At 42.0% G+C, this 17,735-nt stretch carries 23 protein-coding genes, 1 tRNA gene and 1 pseudogene; 3 read left to right on the forward strand and 22 right to left on the reverse strand.

Annotation, left to right across the window (positions count from 1 at the left end; all coding sequences use genetic code 11):
• Positions 1–101: 101 nt before the first annotated feature.
• The 3 genes from O9290_RS07445 to ychF form a co-directional block, all read right to left on the reverse strand.
• Positions 102–770 (reverse strand): PEP-CTERM sorting domain-containing protein, encoded by a 669-nt coding sequence (locus O9290_RS07445; protein WP_288059442.1) that lies wholly within the window; start codon positions 768–770, stop codon positions 102–104.
• A gap of 298 nt (positions 771–1,068) precedes the next feature.
• Complete coding sequence (locus O9290_RS07450) at positions 1,069–3,102, reverse strand: N-6 DNA methylase (protein WP_288086849.1); 2,034 nt, start codon at positions 3,100–3,102, stop codon at positions 1,069–1,071.
• A gap of 404 nt (positions 3,103–3,506) precedes the next feature.
• A complete protein-coding gene (gene ychF, locus O9290_RS07455) occupies positions 3,507–4,598 on the reverse strand; it encodes a redox-regulated ATPase YchF (RefSeq protein ID WP_043997648.1) in 1,092 nt (363 codons plus the stop codon).
• Positions 4,599–4,710: 112 nt separating this feature from the next.
• Here ychF and O9290_RS07460 point away from each other — a divergent pair, with 112 nt between their 5' ends.
• The 3 genes from O9290_RS07460 to O9290_RS07470 all read left to right on the forward strand — a co-directional run bounded on the left by O9290_RS07460 (position 4,711) and on the right by O9290_RS07470 (position 8,567).
• Positions 4,711–4,860 (forward strand): hypothetical protein, encoded by a 150-nt coding sequence (locus tag O9290_RS07460; RefSeq protein ID WP_196219792.1) that lies wholly within the window; start codon positions 4,711–4,713, stop codon positions 4,858–4,860.
• 284 nt (positions 4,861–5,144) lie between these two features.
• Positions 5,145–7,178, forward strand: coding sequence for an elongation factor G (locus O9290_RS07465; protein WP_288058269.1), 2,034 nt, complete (start codon positions 5,145–5,147; stop codon positions 7,176–7,178).
• A gap of 162 nt (positions 7,179–7,340) precedes the next feature.
• Positions 7,341–8,567 (forward strand): dicarboxylate/amino acid:cation symporter, encoded by a 1,227-nt coding sequence (locus O9290_RS07470; protein WP_002782411.1) that lies wholly within the window; start codon positions 7,341–7,343, stop codon positions 8,565–8,567.
• Between the two features lie 554 nt (positions 8,568–9,121).
• On the opposite strand, the gene O9290_RS07475 is transcribed toward O9290_RS07470, so the two are convergent.
• From O9290_RS07475 to O9290_RS07565, 19 genes and pseudogenes are all read right to left on the reverse strand, one after another.
• Complete coding sequence (locus O9290_RS07475) at positions 9,122–9,457, reverse strand: DUF5615 family PIN-like protein (RefSeq protein WP_104397399.1); 336 nt, start codon at positions 9,455–9,457, stop codon at positions 9,122–9,124.
• A complete protein-coding gene (locus O9290_RS07480; protein ID WP_002795644.1) occupies positions 9,458–9,760 on the reverse strand; it encodes a DUF433 domain-containing protein in 303 nt (100 codons plus the stop codon).
• Positions 9,761–9,868: 108 nt separating this feature from the next.
• Positions 9,869–10,087: a DUF2283 domain-containing protein gene (locus tag O9290_RS07485; RefSeq protein WP_002734335.1), complete on the reverse strand. Its 219-nt coding sequence runs from the start codon at positions 10,085–10,087 to the stop codon at positions 9,869–9,871.
• A gap of 96 nt (positions 10,088–10,183) precedes the next feature.
• Positions 10,184–10,519, reverse strand: a complete 336-nt coding sequence (locus O9290_RS07490) for a XisI protein (RefSeq protein ID WP_012267893.1) — start codon at positions 10,517–10,519, stop codon at positions 10,184–10,186.
• Positions 10,507–10,644 (reverse strand): annotated as a pseudogene (locus tag O9290_RS07495) (element excision factor XisH family protein); the annotation flags it as partial. The pseudogene O9290_RS07495 and the gene O9290_RS07490, both read right to left, overlap by 13 nt.
• 32 nt (positions 10,645–10,676) lie before the next feature.
• Complete coding sequence (locus O9290_RS07500) at positions 10,677–10,919, reverse strand: DUF4926 domain-containing protein (protein WP_012267894.1); 243 nt, start codon at positions 10,917–10,919, stop codon at positions 10,677–10,679.
• A 10-nt stretch (positions 10,920–10,929) separates the two neighbouring features.
• Positions 10,930–11,262, reverse strand: coding sequence for a DUF6883 domain-containing protein (locus tag O9290_RS07505; protein WP_002800853.1), 333 nt, complete (start codon positions 11,260–11,262; stop codon positions 10,930–10,932).
• 1 nt (position 11,263) lies between these two features.
• Positions 11,264–11,401, reverse strand: coding sequence for a hypothetical protein (locus O9290_RS07510; protein ID WP_287107226.1), 138 nt, complete (start codon positions 11,399–11,401; stop codon positions 11,264–11,266).
• A gap of 53 nt (positions 11,402–11,454) precedes the next feature.
• The gene (locus O9290_RS07515; protein WP_288058265.1) at positions 11,455–11,724 is read right to left on the reverse strand and encodes a type II toxin-antitoxin system RelE family toxin; all 270 of its coding nucleotides are present in this window, start codon (positions 11,722–11,724) and stop codon (positions 11,455–11,457) included.
• The gene (locus O9290_RS07520; protein WP_002800856.1) at positions 11,721–11,924 is read right to left on the reverse strand and encodes a RelB antitoxin-like protein; all 204 of its coding nucleotides are present in this window, start codon (positions 11,922–11,924) and stop codon (positions 11,721–11,723) included. The genes O9290_RS07515 and O9290_RS07520 overlap by 4 nt, the downstream gene beginning before the upstream one ends.
• A gap of 34 nt (positions 11,925–11,958) precedes the next feature.
• On the reverse strand, positions 11,959–12,141 hold the full coding sequence (locus O9290_RS07525; RefSeq protein ID WP_002762135.1) for a DUF1902 domain-containing protein: 183 nt from the start codon (positions 12,139–12,141) through the stop codon (positions 11,959–11,961).
• Positions 12,142–12,214: 73 nt separating this feature from the next.
• Positions 12,215–12,601, reverse strand: coding sequence for a type II toxin-antitoxin system VapC family toxin (locus O9290_RS07530; protein ID WP_002796330.1), 387 nt, complete (start codon positions 12,599–12,601; stop codon positions 12,215–12,217).
• On the reverse strand, positions 12,598–12,825 hold the full coding sequence (locus O9290_RS07535) for a type II toxin-antitoxin system Phd/YefM family antitoxin (protein WP_288058263.1): 228 nt from the start codon (positions 12,823–12,825) through the stop codon (positions 12,598–12,600). The genes O9290_RS07530 and O9290_RS07535 overlap by 4 nt, the downstream gene beginning before the upstream one ends.
• Before the next feature lie 48 nt (positions 12,826–12,873).
• Entirely contained in the window at positions 12,874–13,107 is a 234-nt protein-coding gene (locus O9290_RS07540) for a hypothetical protein (protein ID WP_002800859.1), read from the reverse strand.
• 111 nt (positions 13,108–13,218) lie between these two features.
• Entirely contained in the window at positions 13,219–13,437 is a 219-nt protein-coding gene (locus tag O9290_RS07545) for a DUF2283 domain-containing protein (RefSeq protein WP_002800860.1), read from the reverse strand.
• 93 nt (positions 13,438–13,530) lie between these two features.
• Complete coding sequence (locus O9290_RS07550; RefSeq protein WP_288058261.1) at positions 13,531–14,571, reverse strand: hypothetical protein; 1,041 nt, start codon at positions 14,569–14,571, stop codon at positions 13,531–13,533.
• A gap of 101 nt (positions 14,572–14,672) precedes the next feature.
• The gene (locus tag O9290_RS07555; protein WP_288058259.1) at positions 14,673–15,317 is read right to left on the reverse strand and encodes a DUF3782 domain-containing protein; all 645 of its coding nucleotides are present in this window, start codon (positions 15,315–15,317) and stop codon (positions 14,673–14,675) included.
• Between the two features lie 204 nt (positions 15,318–15,521).
• Positions 15,522–15,595: transfer RNA gene (locus O9290_RS07560), tRNA-Met, on the reverse strand.
• 83 nt (positions 15,596–15,678) lie between these two features.
• Entirely contained in the window at positions 15,679–17,406 is a 1,728-nt protein-coding gene (locus O9290_RS07565) for a succinate dehydrogenase/fumarate reductase flavoprotein subunit (RefSeq protein WP_149976363.1), read from the reverse strand.
• Positions 17,407–17,735: the final 329 nt, after the last annotated feature.

Raw genomic sequence — 17,735 nt, forward strand, 5'->3', positions numbered from 1 at the left:
CACATTTATTCAGCAAACCCTAAATAGAAACATGGACTAAAAATAAACCCCCCTCAACTGGCTAATTGAAGGGGGCATTTATTGTATTTTTTGTGAGCAATTTAGCCTACTTTTGTGGTTTCTTTTTCGGCTGATTTGGATGGCTTTAGTTTGCGCTTGAGGGTTGAAGCTGCGCCGAGAGTACCGAGGACTCCAAGACCAAAGAGGGAGGCGGGTTCAGGTACTTGTTGTGCTGTTTGTGCTGTCCCAAAAGTTACGGGTAAAGATACTGAAGCTACAACCTCGGTGAAACCAGGTGAAGCGGTTGAACCTTCAAGATTCACAAGCTGAAAAGTGAAGACGTCAAGGAAAGTACCGATTTCATACCTCCTGTTGCCGAACGGATTTCCTGAGTTCTGAAACCTTACTGTGGCCTGGTCAACACCAGGAACGTTTGTATTAAAAGTTAACGTTGAAGATGTGGCATTAACCAAAAATTGCCCTGTTCCGAAAACACCAGAAGTTGTCGCAGTATCTAAAGTAAAAGGAGTACCATTAACTGTCAAGGTAAGGTTAACGTTGCTAAAGGGATTGGGAGTACCAGTTGAGTTGATAGTATAGCTACCTATTGGCACATCTACGGTTCCCACTAAAGAAGCGTTATCACTACCACTACTCCAACTGCGGTTAACGGTATAGGTAATAGCCTTTGCTGCCACAGGAGTGAGCATAGCAGCGAGAGAAGTTGCGCCAGCTAAAGCTAGGGTGGGAATTAATCGGTTTTTAATCATCTTGATTGAGCAAACGGGTGAATAGAGGCAACTATCGTCTTCCTCGCAGCTTGGTCAAGCAACAGCCTAACCCAAGACAACAGGCAGACGGAAGAGATAATACACATTTCCCCCCCACAAATGTATCAAAAACTACAATTTAATAATTCTTTATATTCTTCTCCCTAACTAGCGACTGATACTAAATCCGTTGAGTATAGGCTACATATCAGGACAGGCAAAAGGGGGAATAGATAATCAGTTTTTAATAACCGGATTTAGTATTAAGACTTTTTCTAAGCTTAACCTGCTTTTTGCCTTACTCAAATTGGCCAAGTAAAAGACTCATTTCGTTAACCACATTCTCACTTGCTTTTAACGCTTCTTTTCTAATTGCTTGAATTTCGGTCATACTTTTTGCGATTCTCTGCTGTTCAGATTGGGGTGGAATAGGCACTAAAACTTTAGACAAATCATCCCCTAAAATAGTAGGAATAGCATGACCTGTCATGTACCTTTTAACCTGACGCAAAAAAAAGTCTGTTCGCATATATACTAATAAAAACAAAGGCTCGACTCCCTGAATATTTCTTAATACTGAAAATCCATTTGAGCAAATTGCTCCGTCTTCATCTTCCGTGATTAGGGCTGTTGCTTGGCGTGGTGTTCCCGTACTTGCTCCTGAAATTGCTGTAATAATATCGCCTTTGTACAATCTATAAGTTGCGCGAGATGGGGCCTCATGTGCCTTAATTATTTGTTGAGAAACAACTTGCATTGTACGGTAATCAACATCGGAAATGGCGATATATCTAATTTCACTATCCCTAGCTAAACGAAAATCAGCCGCCTCTCTCAAAATATCGGCAATTTCACCTAAAGGTTTCGCCCCAATAGATTTTAGATGTTCTAATAATTTTTGGTCATTGGGTAAATAATGTTCGGCATCCAGTCTCGAATTGATCAGGGTGTTTTTAACTGTATAAATACAATCGCTGTTTTGTGCAAATTCGCCATTGATAAATGACCTAAAAGAGTGAGAAATATCATCTATATCATCGTCAACTATTGGCAAACCTGATTTTGTTCGGGCTATAACTCCCGACTCGTTGCGCTTATATATTGTTTGTCCTTTAACGTCATAGCCTATTTTTTTGATTTGTGCCATAAAACAAGAATCATGGTTTGCTGGTAATTTTTGAACTACCAAAAGTGATGTCTTGATTCCAGTGCCGTAGGGTACAAAGGCTTCCGGCGGTATGGAAACAACACCTAATATTTTTGTTTGGGAGCGCAACCAATGCCGAATCGGTCCATTAGAGATATTTTGTAATAAACCATCGGGCAGAATAATCGCCATGCGTCCACCTGCCCGCAATAATTTTATAGATTTCTCAATAAATAAAATATCGGGCGACTGACCCGCTAAAACGGTTGGGGAAACTTCCCAACTATTGGACGCTGATTTATGCCATTTCCTGGCGAGAAGATATGATTGAAGAATTTTCTGGTCTTCTACTTTTCCTTTATTTCCGAAAGGAGGATTGGTCAAGATAACATCAAAGGAATTATTTAATTTTTCATCTTCGATAAGCGCATTAGTGCAGATAATTTCTGAACCTGTGCCACCTTCAAAAACTAAACGAATCATTCCCGAAAGGGCGACATCAGGATTAAATTCAATTCCTGTAATACTTTCTTGCACAAAACTTGCTATATCGAACTCTGGGTTATTTTGTCGAACATGGTTGATTGCTTGAATTAAAAAACCACCACTTCCGCAAGCAGGATCTATAATTTTTTCGTTTGGTTTGGGGTCTATCATTTCAACCGCAAGACGGACAATTGGGTGAGGGGTAAAAAATTCTCCCCTATCTCCACGCTGGTGTCTATTTACAAAAGTCTGAAAGGCTTCCCCTTTTATATCGCCAGATGTTTTAGTTAAATTAATGTACTGTAACCTGCCTACAATATAAGCAAGAGTCAAAGGTTTTAACTTGAATGTGTCATCGGTGAAAAATCCCCGATAATGATTCTTGATGGAGGTAAATAATTGACTGAGACGCGACATAAATTCATCGGACTTATTTGCTACGATGGCTTTATATTCACTTGCTGTAACGCCAAAGTTTACAGATTGCTTGGCAGATTTTTCATCATGAAGTTTGATGATGATTAGTTTAACCATCTCGTGAAAAATCTTGTCTTTGAGCATTCCTTCGTTGGCGTAAATATAATTATGGCACTCTTCAAAAACTGCGGAAAGATTGTTAGAAGGTCGTAATTCCTGAATTTGCGGGAGTTTTTCAGGTAACAGGCTATCTTCGGAAAATAACAATCCTTGCTCTTTCATTTTTCCAGTTTGATTTGACCGTTTTCCGTTGCGGGTTGTGGAATAGATAGACTATTTTTAGCCTCGACTGCATTCCTAGTAAACCAGTCTTTTAGTGGACAGAGATAATCGCTATCTTGATTAAACAAGAACTTGCCACTATACCTGATTATAGAATATAAATTAGAGTATGTCAAGAGATAAAAAATTCAGTTTAATGTTAACCAAAGTGAGTAAAAAAGCTGAGAGATTGTTGATGACAGAAATTCGGAGCATCTTTCAATTTGACAACGCCAAGTGTAGGGCTAATTCCAGAATTAGCGCCAATTGTAGGGCTAATTCATGAATTAGCCCTACAGCTATTGACAACGCCTATTGTTTAGCCTTTTGATCAGGTGGGTGACACTCACCTGATTTATTTTTAGCTAAACATTAAAACGAAATAGTAAAACATCACCCTCTTGAACAATGTATTCCTTGCCTTCACTTCTGACTAAACCTTTTTCTTTGGCTGCGCTCATCGTGCGACTATTAACTAAATCCTGATAAGACACAGTTTCTGCACGAATAAAACCCCGTTCAAAATCCGAGTGAATAACTCCGGCTGCTTGAGGTGCTTTCATACCGGCAATAATCGTCCATGCGCGGGTTTCTTGGGGACCGGTGGTGAGATAGGTACGCAGTCCTAATAACTCGTAGGTAGCTTTAATTAAAGATTTTAATCCCCCTTCTTCTACTCCTAAAGAACCAAGAAAATCTTTTCTTTCTTCCTCCGACAATTCCACTAATTCCGATTCTACTTGAGCAGAAACGATCACAACTTTTGCCTGTTCCTGTTGGGCAATTTGACGGACACTTTCTACCCAATCATTACCCGTGGCCAGATCATCTTCGCTAACATTAGCGGCATAAATAATCGGTTTACGACTCAATAAACCGAGATTTTTAATTAATTCTTCTTCCTCTTTGCTTAAATCCACTTTTCGCGCCGAAATACCGTCATTAAGACAAATTAGGATTTTTTCAAGTATAGCCAATTCTTCGGCGGCTTCCTTGCTATTTTTCGCCTGTTTGCGTAAACGTTCCACCCGCTTCTCCACCTGTCCCAAATCCGCTAGAGCTAACTCTAGATTAATCACCTCGATATCCCGGGCCGGATCCACGGAACCGGAAACATGAATAATATCATCATTATCAAAACAGCGCACCACATGAACGATCGCGTCCACTTCCCGGATATTAGCCAAAAATTGATTACCCAATCCTTCCCCCCGACTAGCACCCTTGACTAATCCGGCGATATCGACAAATTCAATCCGCGTCGGCACGATTTTCTCAGAATTAGAGATTTTAGCCAAAACCTCCAGACGTTCATCGGGGACGGATACCACACCCACATTCGGTTCAATGGTACAAAAGGGGAAATTAGCGGCCTCCGCCTTAGCATTAGCCACCAGAGCGTTAAATAGGGTGGATTTTCCCACATTTGGCAGTCCCACGATTCCAGCTTTCAACATAAAAATTGCTTGATAAACATCATCCCGACCTCTCACTATATCAGGCAACCTCTCGTTTTTGTAAATCCAGTTGAGGAGAAAGACTCTCGATAGTCAACAGCTTAGTTAACATTTGCTGAAAAAATTTTTCCTGGAGGTAGGAGACTCCGATTCAGGAGACTCCGATTCAGGAGACAGGAGATTATTTTTATTTATTCTCCCCATTTCCCCATTTCCCCACACCCCACACCCCACACCCCACACCCACGAAAAACTTATTTAGCAAACCCTAGTTAACATTTATTCAAGTTCCTTAACTAAAAGTAGGCGAGACTTTACAAGAGATTGCGAGAATGGGATGTAATGCTTGAGACTGAGTTAGGGTGAAGAGTAGGAAAGAATACACCTGTAGCACTGGGCAAAATTATGGCAAGACAGGCCTTTCACTTCTAACTACGTCCTGAGAGTAATTTTCAGTGCTATGACAGTATATTTCCTAGGGCGATCGAGTGTAAATATCGCCCAATCGCCGCAACTAATCACTAAATCATTCTTGGGGGTATCTGTATGAATCAAAGTATCGGAGCAAACACCCGTAATGTGGCCCTTGTCGGCCCCTACTCCAGTGGAAAAACCTCCTTACTGGAAAGTTTACTTTTCGTCACAGGAGCCATCACCAGAAAAGGTAAAATTAGCGATCGCAATACCGTTGGTGATAGTTCCACGCAAGCGCGGGATCGACAGATGAGTGTAGAAGTTTCCGTTGCCCATAGTCAATACCAAGACCTAAATTTTACCTTTCTCGATTGCCCCGGTTCGATCGAATTTGCCAGTGAAACCTATAATGCCCTCGTCGGGGCCGGTGCTGCTATTATCGTTTGTGAACCGGTGGTCGATCGAGTTCTCACCCTGGCTCCCTTGCTAAAATTCCTCGATGATTGGGAAATTCCGCATCTAATCTTCATCAACAAGATGGATCGCTGTAATAGTCACTTTAACGAAGTCCTACAAGCTCTCAAATCCGTTTCTAGTCGTCCCCTCGTTCCCCAGCAATATCCTATCCGTCAGAACAACGAAATTATCGGATTTATCGATTTAATCAACGAACAGGCTTATCATTACCATGCTAACAGTCCCGCCGACCCTGTAGCTTTACCCGACCACCTCAAGGAAGAAGAACAGATCGCTCGACAAGAAATGCTAGAAACGATCGCCGAATTTGACGATCATCTTTTAGAAGAACTCCTCGAAGATATTAACCCCTCCCGGGAAGAAATTCTCCAAGACTTAAAACAAGAACTGGGAGCCGATCAGATAGTACCCGTGTTCTTCGGTATGGCGGAACGGGACTATGGTGTGCGTCATCTCCTCACCGCTTTAGTGGAAGAAGCACCGGCCCCGACAATTACCGCCAATCGTCGCGGTCTCGATCCCAGTGCGGATGGGGATGCAGTGGTACAAATCCTCAAAACCTATTTTACTCCCCAGGGCGGTCGCCTCTCCCTAGGGCGAATCTGGCAGGGAACCCTTAACGATGGCATGGCCTTAAACGGTGTGCGGATTGGTGGTATCTATCGTCTCATGGGACAACAACAGCAACCCCTACAGCAAGCGCAAGCGGGGGAAATTGTCGCTCTCGGTCGTTTGGAGGGAATCGCCACCGGAGACGTGGTTAGCAGCGGCAGTCAAAAACCCGATCTTCCCAAAGGATTACAGCTTAAACCCGTCTTTGCTCTCGCTATTGCCGCCGCAAATCGCAAGGATGAAGTGAAATTAAGTTCAGCTTTGACAAAACTGATCGAAGAAGATCCCTCCCTCCACTGGGAACAACACGGTGATACTAAAGAAGTGATTCTTTGGGGACAGGGAGAAATTCATCTGCAAGTGGCCCTCGATCGCCTAGCGCGCAAGTATAATCTACCGATGACCACCCATTTACCCCAAGTTCCCTACAAGGAAACAATCAAAACCAGCACCAAATCCCACGGACGTTATAAACACCAAACCGGCGGCCACGGTGCTTTTGGCGATGTGTACCTGGATATTAAACCCCTGGCCCGGGGGGAAGGTTTCCAATTTCATGAAAGCATTGTCGGTGGTGTTGTCCCCAAACAGTATATCCCCGGGGTGGAAACGGGAGTGCGGGAATATCTCGGTCATGGTCCTTTGGGTTTCCCCGTGGTGGATATCGATGTCACCCTCACCGATGGTTCCTATCACAGTGTCGATAGTTCCGAACAAGCTTTTAAACAAGCGGCCCGTCTAGCGATGACGGAGGGACTGCCTAAATGTCATCCGGTCTTATTAGAACCAATTCTATCGGTGACGGTTCTCGCTCCCTCAGAATACACTGCCAAGGTTTTGCAGTTAATCAGTGGTAAACGCGGTCAAATTCAGGGTTTTGAAGCTTCTGAGGAGTGGAAAGGTTGGGATCAGGTGACGGCCTATCTCCCCCAAGCGGAAATGCACGATTTGATCGTTGAATTGCGTTCTCTGACTATGGGGGTCGGTTTCTTCCGGTGGGATGAGGATCACCTGCAAGAAGTGCCGGATAAACTGCGCGATGCGGTTTTAGCTATGCAAGGTAATGGTAACAAGTAAAGTCTTCTTGGCTGTCACTAAAGTAGAGCGATAAATTAGCAAGAGATGGGCTTTTATTGGCTCATCTCTCCCTTTTGTGGCAAAAAATGACAGAAGGGTTCGATGAGATTAGCCTAGTGCTATACTGCCCCAAATTAGTCTCGGAATTCTCAACTTAACGCCATGAATTTATCTAACCTGATCTTAGTCGCCCTCGGTGCGGGAATTGTTTTCGGTGCGCTGCTGAATGGTTTTTTTCCTGCGCTAATCCTACCTTTAGATGACTATATTCTCGCGCCAGTGGGACAGGTTTTTCTGCGCTTAATTCAATTTGTGGTGGTTCCGATCGTTTTTTCTTCCCTTATTTTAGGATTAACCCGGGTACAGAATGCGGCGCGGATCGGTAGATATTTACTCAGATTGATGACTGGCTATCTGCTAACCAGTACACTTGCTCTGTTAATCGGCATGGCGACGGCGTTGTTATTAAAACCGGGGATAGGTTTAGAGGGATTTGCCACTAATGCCGCCATGACCACCAATACACCAGTATCCTTGAGAGATTGGCTGATTAGCTTAATCCCGGTTAATCCCCTAGAAGCTCTTACCGGGGGCAATCTTTTACAGGTAATCGTGACGGGAGTTTTATTTAGTATCGGCATCGGACTGGCCAAAGAGGGGGCAAAACCTTTTATTCTCTTGATAGACAGTCTTTATCTAATCAGCGAGAGAATCCTATCGGTGATTCTTTATCTAGCACCTGTGGGGGTATTTGCCCTGATTGCTTCGGTTATCGCCACCCAGGGATTAGAATTAGTGGCGAGACTTTTTTTCTATGTTTTTGGTCTGTTTTTGGCCAGTGCCTTGATGATTGGGGTGTATGTTTTGCTCCTTTTTGCCCTCAAAGGAGAACCTCGACGCTTTTTTAGCTCTTTATCGGAATCTTTATCCTTATCTTTCGGTACTGCTAGTTCTAACGCCGCTTTACCCGTGGTTTTGCGGGAAATTCAAGAATACGGTTTACCCGAAGATATCGCCAGTTTCGCTATTCCCTTGGGAACGGTACTAAAACGCGATGGTTCGGCAATTTTACAGGGATTTAATGCTCTTTTTATCGCTCAGGTTTACGGAGTTCCTTTAACTCCCTCTTTGTTATTAGCGATCGCATTGAGTGGTTTATTGGTTTCTTTTAGTACCCCGGGGGTCCCCGGCAGCGCATTAATTACCATGACTACCGTATTATCAGCAGCGGGTTTACCATTAGAGGGAGTGGCTTTAGTAGCGGGGGTCGATCGCTTGACCGATGGCTTTAAAACCGTATTAAATGTGATCGGTAATACAGTTAATGCCATCCTGCTCAATTACTGGGAATTAGGAGAAAAGGAAAAATCCCTAGAATCAAAAAACTAGCCTCACCTGCCCTCTTGCCCCTTGCCTCTTGCCTTTCTTCACTAGGAAATTTATTTTGCACGACTACTTAATCGCTTCAGTTAGAGATTCAAACGTAATTTTAAGATTGATGATGGTACTCATGAAATTTCTCCTATTTGGATAAAAAGTTAAATTTTGAGAATTGCTTTAATTTTCATGGTTGGTATAGGTGATCAAGAGTTTCTAATCTTCTTCTAATGTAGCCTGAATTTTTGCTAATCGTTAGTTAATAGAACTTATCCAAGAAACGGGAACCGCTATCACGTCAATGGTTTCGTTATTGTCAAACATTTCTAGGAGATAACCTGCTTCTGATTGTTGTTCATTAGGAGGTAAATATTCAATAATTGTTCCCTGATCACCTTTTTAAAAAATAGTGTCGGGGACATCTCTACATAATTTGACTTGTTGAAAAAGTTGGACGGTTTGCATTATTCATACTCCTTAATTTTATCGTAGTAAAGAGTAACAAAATTAGCTTTTTGATTATTTTTATCGATCTGCCAAATACTAATTCACTTTTTCATGCGGTTCTATATAAACTCTATGTGATTATACATTTCTTCTGGTTCAAGAATTTCCCAGATTAAGAGTAGTCCTCGAATTATTTGACCAATAGATTTACTTTGTTGGGGACAGTAAGCAATTCCTGCATGAGTTATAGATGATTGATTGATTCTTAAAAAATCAGTATCTTGAGTAAAAATCACGCGACCATTGGCTAAGGCAAATTGCAATTGTACTTCATCAGATACCCCCAATAAATTTTCTTCTGGAGTGGTAGTAACATCAAGGCCTCGCTGGCGCAATCCAAGAGCAATGCTATAGCTTACATTTTCATCAAGGTGAAATTTAATTTTATTGCCCATTCATTTTTTTAGTTTTTCTTGGACTAGAGAAGGTGTTTTAGCTTGCATTTCCTTGGCAAAGGTATCATCATCTGTGATTTGTTGTCTAATTTCTTCAAGGTGATCGTGATAGTAAGAAAGGGCCGCGTAAACATCAGCTAAAGTAATGCTGGGATAATGATAAACAATTTCATCGGGTGACATTCCCAGGCGTTCGTGCCAAATAACGACATCTTGGACTTTGATGCGATGACCTGCGATGCGCGGTTTACCGCCACAAGTTTCTGGGGTAATTTCAATGTGATTGATTAAAGTTGTTGTCATTGATAATAACGAATTTGTCCGATTATAGGGTCACAAGGAATCTGCGCCCAAATGTCATATATATTATATCACGTCAAGGTTTATAGAATAATTTTATTATGACAACTCTTATAAACTTGAAGCTAATTGAGGCGCGACAATAGTTTCGAGGGAAAAAGCATTCAGATCCGTTAAGCTTTTGGCGTGTTCCAAGGTGATTGCACAAATATTCCCCTGCTGATCAAGATCGACCAAGGTATTTTCATTGATTTCTTGAGTCTCGACAATGGGATTGTTATTGAACTCTAGGTATAGAGTATCCGTATCCTGAAAGTAGGTGATTTTCATGGCTGACTTGGGTTATCAAGAGTTTCTAATCTTCTTCTAATAGTGATTCATTTGGCGGCGATTGCGGTTTTGAGAATTGTCCATCATATTTGAAAGTTAAGCGACAGCGAAGCCTGTATATTGACGTATTTTAGGTTCATGGAATCCCAAAACAATATCTTCTTTAGCAATGCCTGCGCTTAGTAATTCTTTGGTGATACCGTCTTCGGTGTTGTCACATTGTACCCAAATTTTGTCGTTAATAATTTCTAAATGAATCAGACAATCATGATAACGCTGATTCTGTTGCCAACCTTCTGAAATGACGAGATATTGATCATTCTGAGGATCAAAAGCTAGACGATTTTGAATGTCCGCATTGTTATAAATAATTTGGCTATAGGGGACAAGAATCTGATGAATAATTTTGCGGTAATGGTTTAGTTTATCCATTGGGTGATTACCTCATTGTCAGGGTTAAAGATAATTAGTTTTAGTGTTTTTTCTTCAAGGAGTATTTGACCAATTTCTTGATGAAATAAGCTGTTGAAAGTTTTTTCCCGAATAGCAAGATAAAGAGTTCTATCTAAAAGTTGGCGAAAGTTTTATCTTAGACTGAGACTAATTCAGGTTCACTGATCAGCCGTAGAAGTTTTGAGTGATCAACGGTTTCCATCGCAAAGGTTTGGCCGTTTTGATCGGTAAAATCAATCAGAAAAGCTTGCTGATTAAAAGACATTAAAACAGTTCCCATTTGTCCGCGACGCAGAAGGATGGGCTGATGGGTCGTTTTGTGAGTAGCCGTAACATCTTCCGTTAGGGCAACGAGATCGTATTCTTGAATGGTGTTCATCATGGGCTAGTTAATTAATGGGATAGACATTAGTAAGACGAGGAAAATTTTCAGTTATTTGGACAATCCAGCAACTTAAAATTAAGGATTCTCCGATGTCGGTACAGAGGTTAAATTTCAGATCATAGTGAGTGCCATATTGATCGATTTTATAAAGTTCGGCTTCTCCTTCCATTACTGCTTTTTTAAGAGCATTTTCTAGGATTTCTTTATTAGCTAAGGTAATCCCTAATCTTTGTTTGAAAAGCAAGGCTTTATGTTTTCCTTTTGAATGCTCAGGATTGAGGCAGTAACGTTCAAGTTTGTCTCCTAGGTTGGCTTGATCGGCATTGGGAAGTTTCATTTTATTTGTTGGCTTCTCCTAGGTTTCCCTGAATTTGCCCTAACAGTTCCTCACACTCTTTAACCAAGGTAATCCCCAATTCTTGGCATAATTCAAGCGCTTGTTGGCAGTAGTTGAGAGCGCAATCGCAGTGATTCATTTTGTGGGCTATTTCGACAAAGGCTTTTCAATGATTCTTTATCTACCGAAATTTTACGGGAAATAACGATAGAATTCTCGACGATGAAGAACAGGAGCAAATGTAATTGTATCTTCTTCAACAAAAAAACCAATTCTATAGTCACCAATTCGGATACGATAGGCATTATATTCTCCTTTTAATTTTTTAAGGTTGTTAATTTCGCTTAGCTGCTTAACTGCTAAAATATCAGTAAAGACAAGGTTTTTGATGACTGAGTAAGAGGAGGTACTTTTTAAATCTTTAAGATCCTTGATAAAAGTAGGAAGATAGTTAATTTTCATTCTTTTTCTAATTCAATTAAAGCTTCCTCCAAAGTTAAGGGAGTTTCATCTTTAACGTCTATCATGGCGCAATAGAGTCCAGTATCTTCATAGGTTTCTATTATTTGTTGATAATCTTCAAAATTAATGATAACTTGCTGTATCTGACCTTGATTATCTGTAATCAAGTCTTGAGCAAAGGGATAATCTTTGATGTTCATAATTAATTGTTCCTCATTTTGTGGACGGTTTGCATTATTCACACTCCTTTGTTTCCAATTCTAATAGGATGGGAATTAAGTCTTTGGCAATATCAATGACAGCATCTATTGTATCAGCTTCAGCGACAAGTCCTTGTATATCGGGACTGGTGGCGACATAGTAATCTTGTCCGTTTTCTTGAAAGCGCTCAATAGTGAGGTTAATTGGGTTTTGCATGGAAAATCAATAAGGTTTAAAGTTTGCCTGTTAGTTTTTGTGATTAATTTGCTAAAGTTTCTTCTTTTCAGGTTTACCATAATAAATTTTCAGTATATCGCTTAAATAACTCATCTTTAGTGAGAATCGGAATATTTTCAGTTAAGCTTTGAGCGATTATTAGGCGATCAAAAGGATCTTTATGGTAGTAAGGGAGTCTCTTGAGTTGTTCGAGATGTTCGGCGTTAATAGATAGTATATCAAAGCCGTTATTATAAACATAATTTTGAATTAAATTTGGGAAAGTTGTCTTTAATTCTAATCTGTTAAGGCTGGCTTTGATGGACATTTCCCAGAGACTAGCGATACTTAATCGTTTTTGATATTGATTATTTTCTATAAGAGAACGAGCAGCATCACTAAGATTATTATCACCTTCGATAAACCATAAAAAGGCGTGGGTATCCATTAAAATTTTCATGGCATATATTCCTCAAATTCTTCGATGGGATCATCAAAATTGTCAAGCATTTTAACGATGCCTTTTGCGCTTCCATATTGGGGATGTTTAACAGTAGTAGGAAGAGAAATGAGTTGAAAGTCTTGACCCTCATTATTCTGGATAATAACTTGTTCACCTTTTGAGGCAGCTTTAAGGAGTTCAGAAAGTTGATTTTTAGCTTCATCTACGGTTAGTTGCATCATGGTTTTATTGGGTTAAATTTCTCAGATAATAATATAATTTATCGTGATTTAATCCTTGCTCAAGTATTGTTCAAGGGTCACATAGTCGCCTGATTGATATTCATCGCGAACTTGTTGAAGTTCTGCTAAGGTTTCCTCGTCGTCTTGATAGGAAGTTTCTTCTGCTTGAAAAATTTGTTGTTCTAGTATTTCTAATAATTGTTGTTTTTGCGTTAAGTCAAGGGATTTAATCGCTTCAGTTAGAGATTCAAAAGTGATTTTAAGATTGATGGTGGTACTCATGAAATTTCTCCTAATTTGACAGAAGCTGAGGTTCATTTATCAAAAAGGTTATTTACTTAATTTTACTACATTCTCCTGAATTTGTGCAGAATAATTTTGTTATGACAAATTTTATAAACTTGAAGCTAATTGAGGTGCGACAATAGTTTCTAGGGAAAAAGCATTCAGATCCGTTAAGTTTCTGGCCTGTTCCAAGGTGATTGCACAAATGTTCCCATTTTTATCAAGATCGACTAAGGTATTTTCATTGATTTCTTGAGTCTCGACAATAGGATTGTTATTGAACTCTAAATATAGAGTGTCCGTATCTTGAAAGTAGGTCATTTTCATGGCTTAAAATTCCTATCAAAAAAAGCATTGTGAACTGTGATACCATCTTCGAGTAAGACAACCCTCAACGCTTTGTTGTCTATTTATTCAATATCAAAATGTTGAGTTTTCTTCAAAAATATTTTTGATAAAATCATATTGTTTAGGGAAAAACTGCCTGTTTGTATAATACAAAGGAGATTTTACATGAATATAACCTTTAGCATCATTTGCCCATTCACCGAGCAACATATCGTCACCATATAAATAACCATGAAACTTTGGAAAAGTATGCCAATATTTAATTTCTATTTCTACATTATTTTGCCTCAGTTGTTCATCCTCAAGTATAAATTCAAGGTTTCGATTAATCTTATTTTTAAAGTTTATCGATAATCGATTGGTTGAGATATATATATCAATAAGTTCATCACTCAATCTTTTCAGTATGAGCCTACTAATTTTAGGCTTTTTATCTAAATTAGCCTCATGAAATATTCTTGTAATCCATGCGTAAACAAAGTCTCCCTCTCCAATTGAAACATATAAGTCGTTCAGGATGTCTTTTTTTGTGACAATGTCCGTGAGAATTGCATAGTACTGTTCTGACCTTGTAAGCTGTTCGACTTTTCCAGTTAAATCAAATGTGAGAAGTTGCAGATTTGCTTCGGTTTGAGGCTTAGTATCCATTAAAGCAGTAACAGTAACAGGAGGCGCGGCGGTTTTCTCAGGTTTAGCGATCGCTTTTTTAGAGGGTTCAGAGCGCCTTTTATGCCACTCCTCCGAAAATTTAGTCAAATTTGTTGTCTTATCGCCGCATTTCGCCCACAGAGTTAGGGAGAACCGCCATTCCTCACACCCCTGCTTTTCATTTTCGTGACGCTCATCCCGAAGAATGCCTAGATAATCGGCCAAATAGTGGCTAATCGAGTCCCTAACTTGATCTTTGGTTAATTTTTCCCCTTTCTGCTCTGCCAAGCGTACTAAAGCCGCCACATTCGTCTTAACCTGCAAAAGCTTCTCCTCTTCCCCTAGAGCCAGCTTGACTCCCCAATCATTATCCTCACATTGACAGTGAGCCACATGATCTAATAAGACTTCAAACAAGCGTTTGACCCTTTTTTCAACAGTTTCGCCATAACTCTTCTTAGGCATGGGATTAGATCGGTAGAGGTTTGGGATAGCTTATTTTAGTCTATTTTTTGGGATGATGAAAAACACCCCCAGAAAACGGGTTTCTTTAAGAAACCTGTTTTCTAATGAAAACCTAGGGGCCGAAACTGAACATCGTTGATGATTTTAACCGTTTCTCCTGATTGCTTAATCACAAATAAACCGCGCCGATAAGCATAACTATCTATCCCCTGATCGATTTCAATCCCCGCTACTGCACCATAAACCTGAAAGTCTCGAAATTGGGGAAAGGCTAACTTAAATCGCTGTAATCGATCAAGAAAGTCATCTACATCATCCTTCGATAACCTCGACTTACACTCCACCGCCACTAACTCACTGCCATTCACCGCCAGAATATCAATTTCCATCGCTGCCCCGGGACGTTTACTTTTTAAGCGACTCATGGTTTGGGTGACATCAATCCCCCGTTCTTGAAATAACTGCACAACCGCCGGCTCTACCATTTCTTCTGTAAAAAGACACAAAGGGGTAGTTAAGTTATTGACGGCTTCGGTGGTGGCCCGTACCTGCTTTTTCAATTCTTCCATCGTGCGATCGGCTTCAGCACTGCGGCGATCAGCCTCAGCATTTCGTTGTTCAGCCTCGGCATTGCGGCGTTCGGCTTCAACATTGCGGCGCTCGGCTTCTTTTTGGAACTCGGCAAATTGAGCCTCGGTTCTTTCAAACAGTTTGTAAATATCGGCGATCGTAATAGCTTCTGACATGGCGTGTTCTTGTCTATTTGAGCAAAGCCGATCCTATTCTAGCAACTCGGCCGAATGTGCCAGTTTATCGGGAATTTAGCCCCGATATTAATAAACCGATCGCTTCTGATCTAGATTCCCGTTTAATGGCTTTATGTGATAAATTTCTGGCACTGTTTGAAGCCTATCACGTTCCGATCTATTTACAACTGGCTTTATTAGTAATGGCGGGAAGCGGATTTGAACCACTGACCTTCGGGTTATGAGCCCGACGAGCTACCAGACTGCTCTATCCCGCGTTGCTTTATCTAGTATAGAACTAAATCTCGGTAAATGCCAAGGAGTTTGTAATATTCCTTTACATTTACCGTCCGACCAGAGGTTAATACTTACGTTCCACGGGGGTGAAATCCTGAATTACCACGGGCATATAGTCGATATCGATGCCGGAGGGGGAATAATAGGCGAGGGTATGCTGAAGGAAATTTTGGTCATCCCGTTGGGGAAAATCTTCGCGGGAGTGGGCCCCTCGGCTTTCTTGACGATTGAGGGCAGAGGTGAGGATAATTTCCCCCACCACCATGAGACTTTGTAATTCCCAGGCCTCGATTAGTTCCGTATTCCAGCAATCACCCCTATCATCGAGGTAAATCTGCTCGTATTTGCGCTTTAATTCGCCGATTTGTTTAATTCCCTCGCGCATGGTCGCTTCGGTGCGAAAAACGCCGCAATGTTGGGTCATACAGTCTTGGAATTGCTGACGTAGTTGACCGATGCGAATCGTGCCTTTTTTGGTCAATAAAGCGGTGATTTCCTCTTTGGCATCCTGAAGGTAAATATCGGGATTAAAGACGGGAAAAGCGCGTTTTTCGACGTATTTAGCGATCGATTTGCCAGTTCTTCTCCCATAGACCACACATTCTAACAGGGAATTACTGCCCAAACGATTGGCCCCGTGGACGGAGACACAGGAACATTCCCCGGCGGAGAAAAAGCCTTCGCTGAGGGTATCGGCACTTAAGCGAACGCGACCATCGGTATTAACGGGAATGCCGCCCATACAATAGTGAACTGTAGGACGTACAGGCATCGGTTCCTCTACCGCATCGACACCGACGAGACGGTGGGCCTCCTCCCAACAGAAGGGAATGCGACTCATAATTTTTTCCCGGCCTAAATGGCGTAAATCCAGATAGACAAAGGGACCCCCAGCGCTACCGTCCAGATTTACCCCCCGGCCGGCGCGAATTTCTAGGGTAATGGCCCGGGAAGTGATGTCCCGGGGGGCTAATTCCATGCGCGAGGGGGCGTAATCTTCCATAAAACGACGACCTTCGCTATTGATTAAATAAGCGCCTTCACCCCGGACCGCTTCTGAGATTAAAACACCGACGGGATAGAGTCCAGTGGGGTGAAATTGGACAAATTCCATGTCTTCTAGGGGAATACCCGCTTTTGCCGATAAAGCTAAACCGTCTCCCGTACAGGCGAAATCGTTGGAGGTGGTGTTATAAACGCGACCATAGCCCCCCGTCCCGAACATAATTGCTTTTGCCCGGAGGATTTCTAACTGTCCGGTGGCGATTTGGTACATTACTACCCCTTTAGCCGTACCTTCTTCGAGGATAAGACGCAAAACGTACCATTCATCGTAGATTTTTACCTGATTACGGCCTAAATTGCTGACTAATTCGTGCAGCATGGCGTGACCGGTTTTATCGGCGGCGTAACAGGCACGGTTATGGCTGTGACCGCCAAAGGCTCTTTGGGCAATGCGTCCATCTTCGAGACGGGAGAATAACACGCCTAGATGTTCCAATTCGATGATAACTTCGGGGGCTTCTTGGGTGAGGATATCCACCGCATCCTGGTCAGCCAGAAAATCGGAACCTTTGACAGTATCGTAGGCGTGGGCCTTGGGATTATCTTTGGGGTCAACGTTTTGCAGGGCGGCGGCGATACCTCCCTGGGCAGCGACGGAGTGGGAACGAATCGGGTGGGTTTTGGCAACGACAGCAACATCGATAGTCGGGTTGAGGCGTTTGATTTCTAAGGCGGCGCGGCATCCTGCTAACCCACCGCCCACTATAACGACATCGTGTTCTTTCATGGCTGATTTTCCTACGGGCTTCTGTTTCTATGGTGGGGTGAGAATTGCTCGGAAGTCAGTTTTGTAACCGAGACTTTATATTTCACGAGACAGGAGACAGGAGACAGGAGACAGGAGACAGGAGGCAGGAGATAGGAGATAGGAGACAGGAGATAGGAGACAGTAGCCGGTCGTCAGGAGACTATTTTTATTGATTCTCCCCACTTCCCCACTTCCCCACTTCCCCACATCCCCACACCCCCCACCCCCCACCCCCCCCCCCCCACCCCCCAAAACCCCAACACCCCCAAACCCCCACGACCCCCCCCCCCCCCCCCCCCCCCCCCCCC

Origin of the sequence: Microcystis sp. LE19-41.2A, assembly GCF_027530405.1 — a bacterium.
GTDB classification, from domain to species: Bacteria; Cyanobacteriota; Cyanobacteriia; order Cyanobacteriales; family Microcystaceae; genus Microcystis; species Microcystis aeruginosa.

Coding starts and splice junctions, on each gene's coding strand:
- O9290_RS07565 (WP_149976363.1), bottom strand. CDS start 17,406: ATGAAAGAACACGATGTCGTTATAGTGGGCGGTGGGTTAGCAGGATGC.
- ychF (WP_043997648.1), bottom strand. CDS start 4,598: ATGTTGAAAGCTGGAATCGTGGGACTGCCAAATGTGGGAAAATCCACC.
- O9290_RS07470 (WP_002782411.1), top strand. CDS start 7,341: ATGAATTTATCTAACCTGATCTTAGTCGCCCTCGGTGCGGGAATTGTT.
- O9290_RS07520 (WP_002800856.1), bottom strand. CDS start 11,924: ATGAACATCAAAGATTATCCCTTTGCTCAAGACTTGATTACAGATAAT.
- O9290_RS07485 (WP_002734335.1), bottom strand. CDS start 10,087: ATGAAAATCACCTACTTTCAGGATACGGATACTCTATACCTAGAGTTC.
- O9290_RS07545 (WP_002800860.1), bottom strand. CDS start 13,437: ATGAAAATGACCTACTTTCAAGATACGGACACTCTATATTTAGAGTTC.
- O9290_RS07540 (WP_002800859.1), bottom strand. CDS start 13,107: ATGAGTACCACCATCAATCTTAAAATCACTTTTGAATCTCTAACTGAA.
- O9290_RS07500 (WP_012267894.1), bottom strand. CDS start 10,919: ATGAACACCATTCAAGAATACGATCTCGTTGCCCTAACGGAAGATGTT.
- O9290_RS07515 (WP_288058265.1), bottom strand. CDS start 11,724: ATGAAAATTAACTATCTTCCTACTTTTATCAAGGATCTTAAAGATTTA.
- O9290_RS07510 (WP_287107226.1), bottom strand. CDS start 11,401: ATGAATCACTGCGATTGCGCTCTCAACTACTGCCAACAAGCGCTTGAA.
- O9290_RS07490 (WP_012267893.1), bottom strand. CDS start 10,519: ATGGATAAACTAAACCATTACCGCAAAATTATTCATCAGATTCTTGTC.
- O9290_RS07505 (WP_002800853.1), bottom strand. CDS start 11,262: ATGAAACTTCCCAATGCCGATCAAGCCAACCTAGGAGACAAACTTGAA.
- O9290_RS07530 (WP_002796330.1), bottom strand. CDS start 12,601: ATGAAAATTTTAATGGATACCCACGCCTTTTTATGGTTTATCGAAGGT.
- O9290_RS07525 (WP_002762135.1), bottom strand. CDS start 12,141: ATGCAAAACCCAATTAACCTCACTATTGAGCGCTTTCAAGAAAACGGA.
- O9290_RS07465 (WP_288058269.1), top strand. CDS start 5,145: ATGAATCAAAGTATCGGAGCAAACACCCGTAATGTGGCCCTTGTCGGC.
- O9290_RS07550 (WP_288058261.1), bottom strand. CDS start 14,571: ATGCCTAAGAAGAGTTATGGCGAAACTGTTGAAAAAAGGGTCAAACGC.
- O9290_RS07480 (WP_002795644.1), bottom strand. CDS start 9,760: ATGACAACAACTTTAATCAATCACATTGAAATTACCCCAGAAACTTGT.
- O9290_RS07450 (WP_288086849.1), bottom strand. CDS start 3,102: ATGAAAGAGCAAGGATTGTTATTTTCCGAAGATAGCCTGTTACCTGAA.
- O9290_RS07555 (WP_288058259.1), bottom strand. CDS start 15,317: ATGTCAGAAGCTATTACGATCGCCGATATTTACAAACTGTTTGAAAGA.
- O9290_RS07535 (WP_288058263.1), bottom strand. CDS start 12,825: ATGATGCAACTAACCGTAGATGAAGCTAAAAATCAACTTTCTGAACTC.
- O9290_RS07445 (WP_288059442.1), bottom strand. CDS start 770: ATGATTAAAAACCGATTAATTCCCACCCTAGCTTTAGCTGGCGCAACT.
- O9290_RS07475 (WP_104397399.1), bottom strand. CDS start 9,457: ATGGGCAATAAAATTAAATTTCACCTTGATGAAAATGTAAGCTATAGC.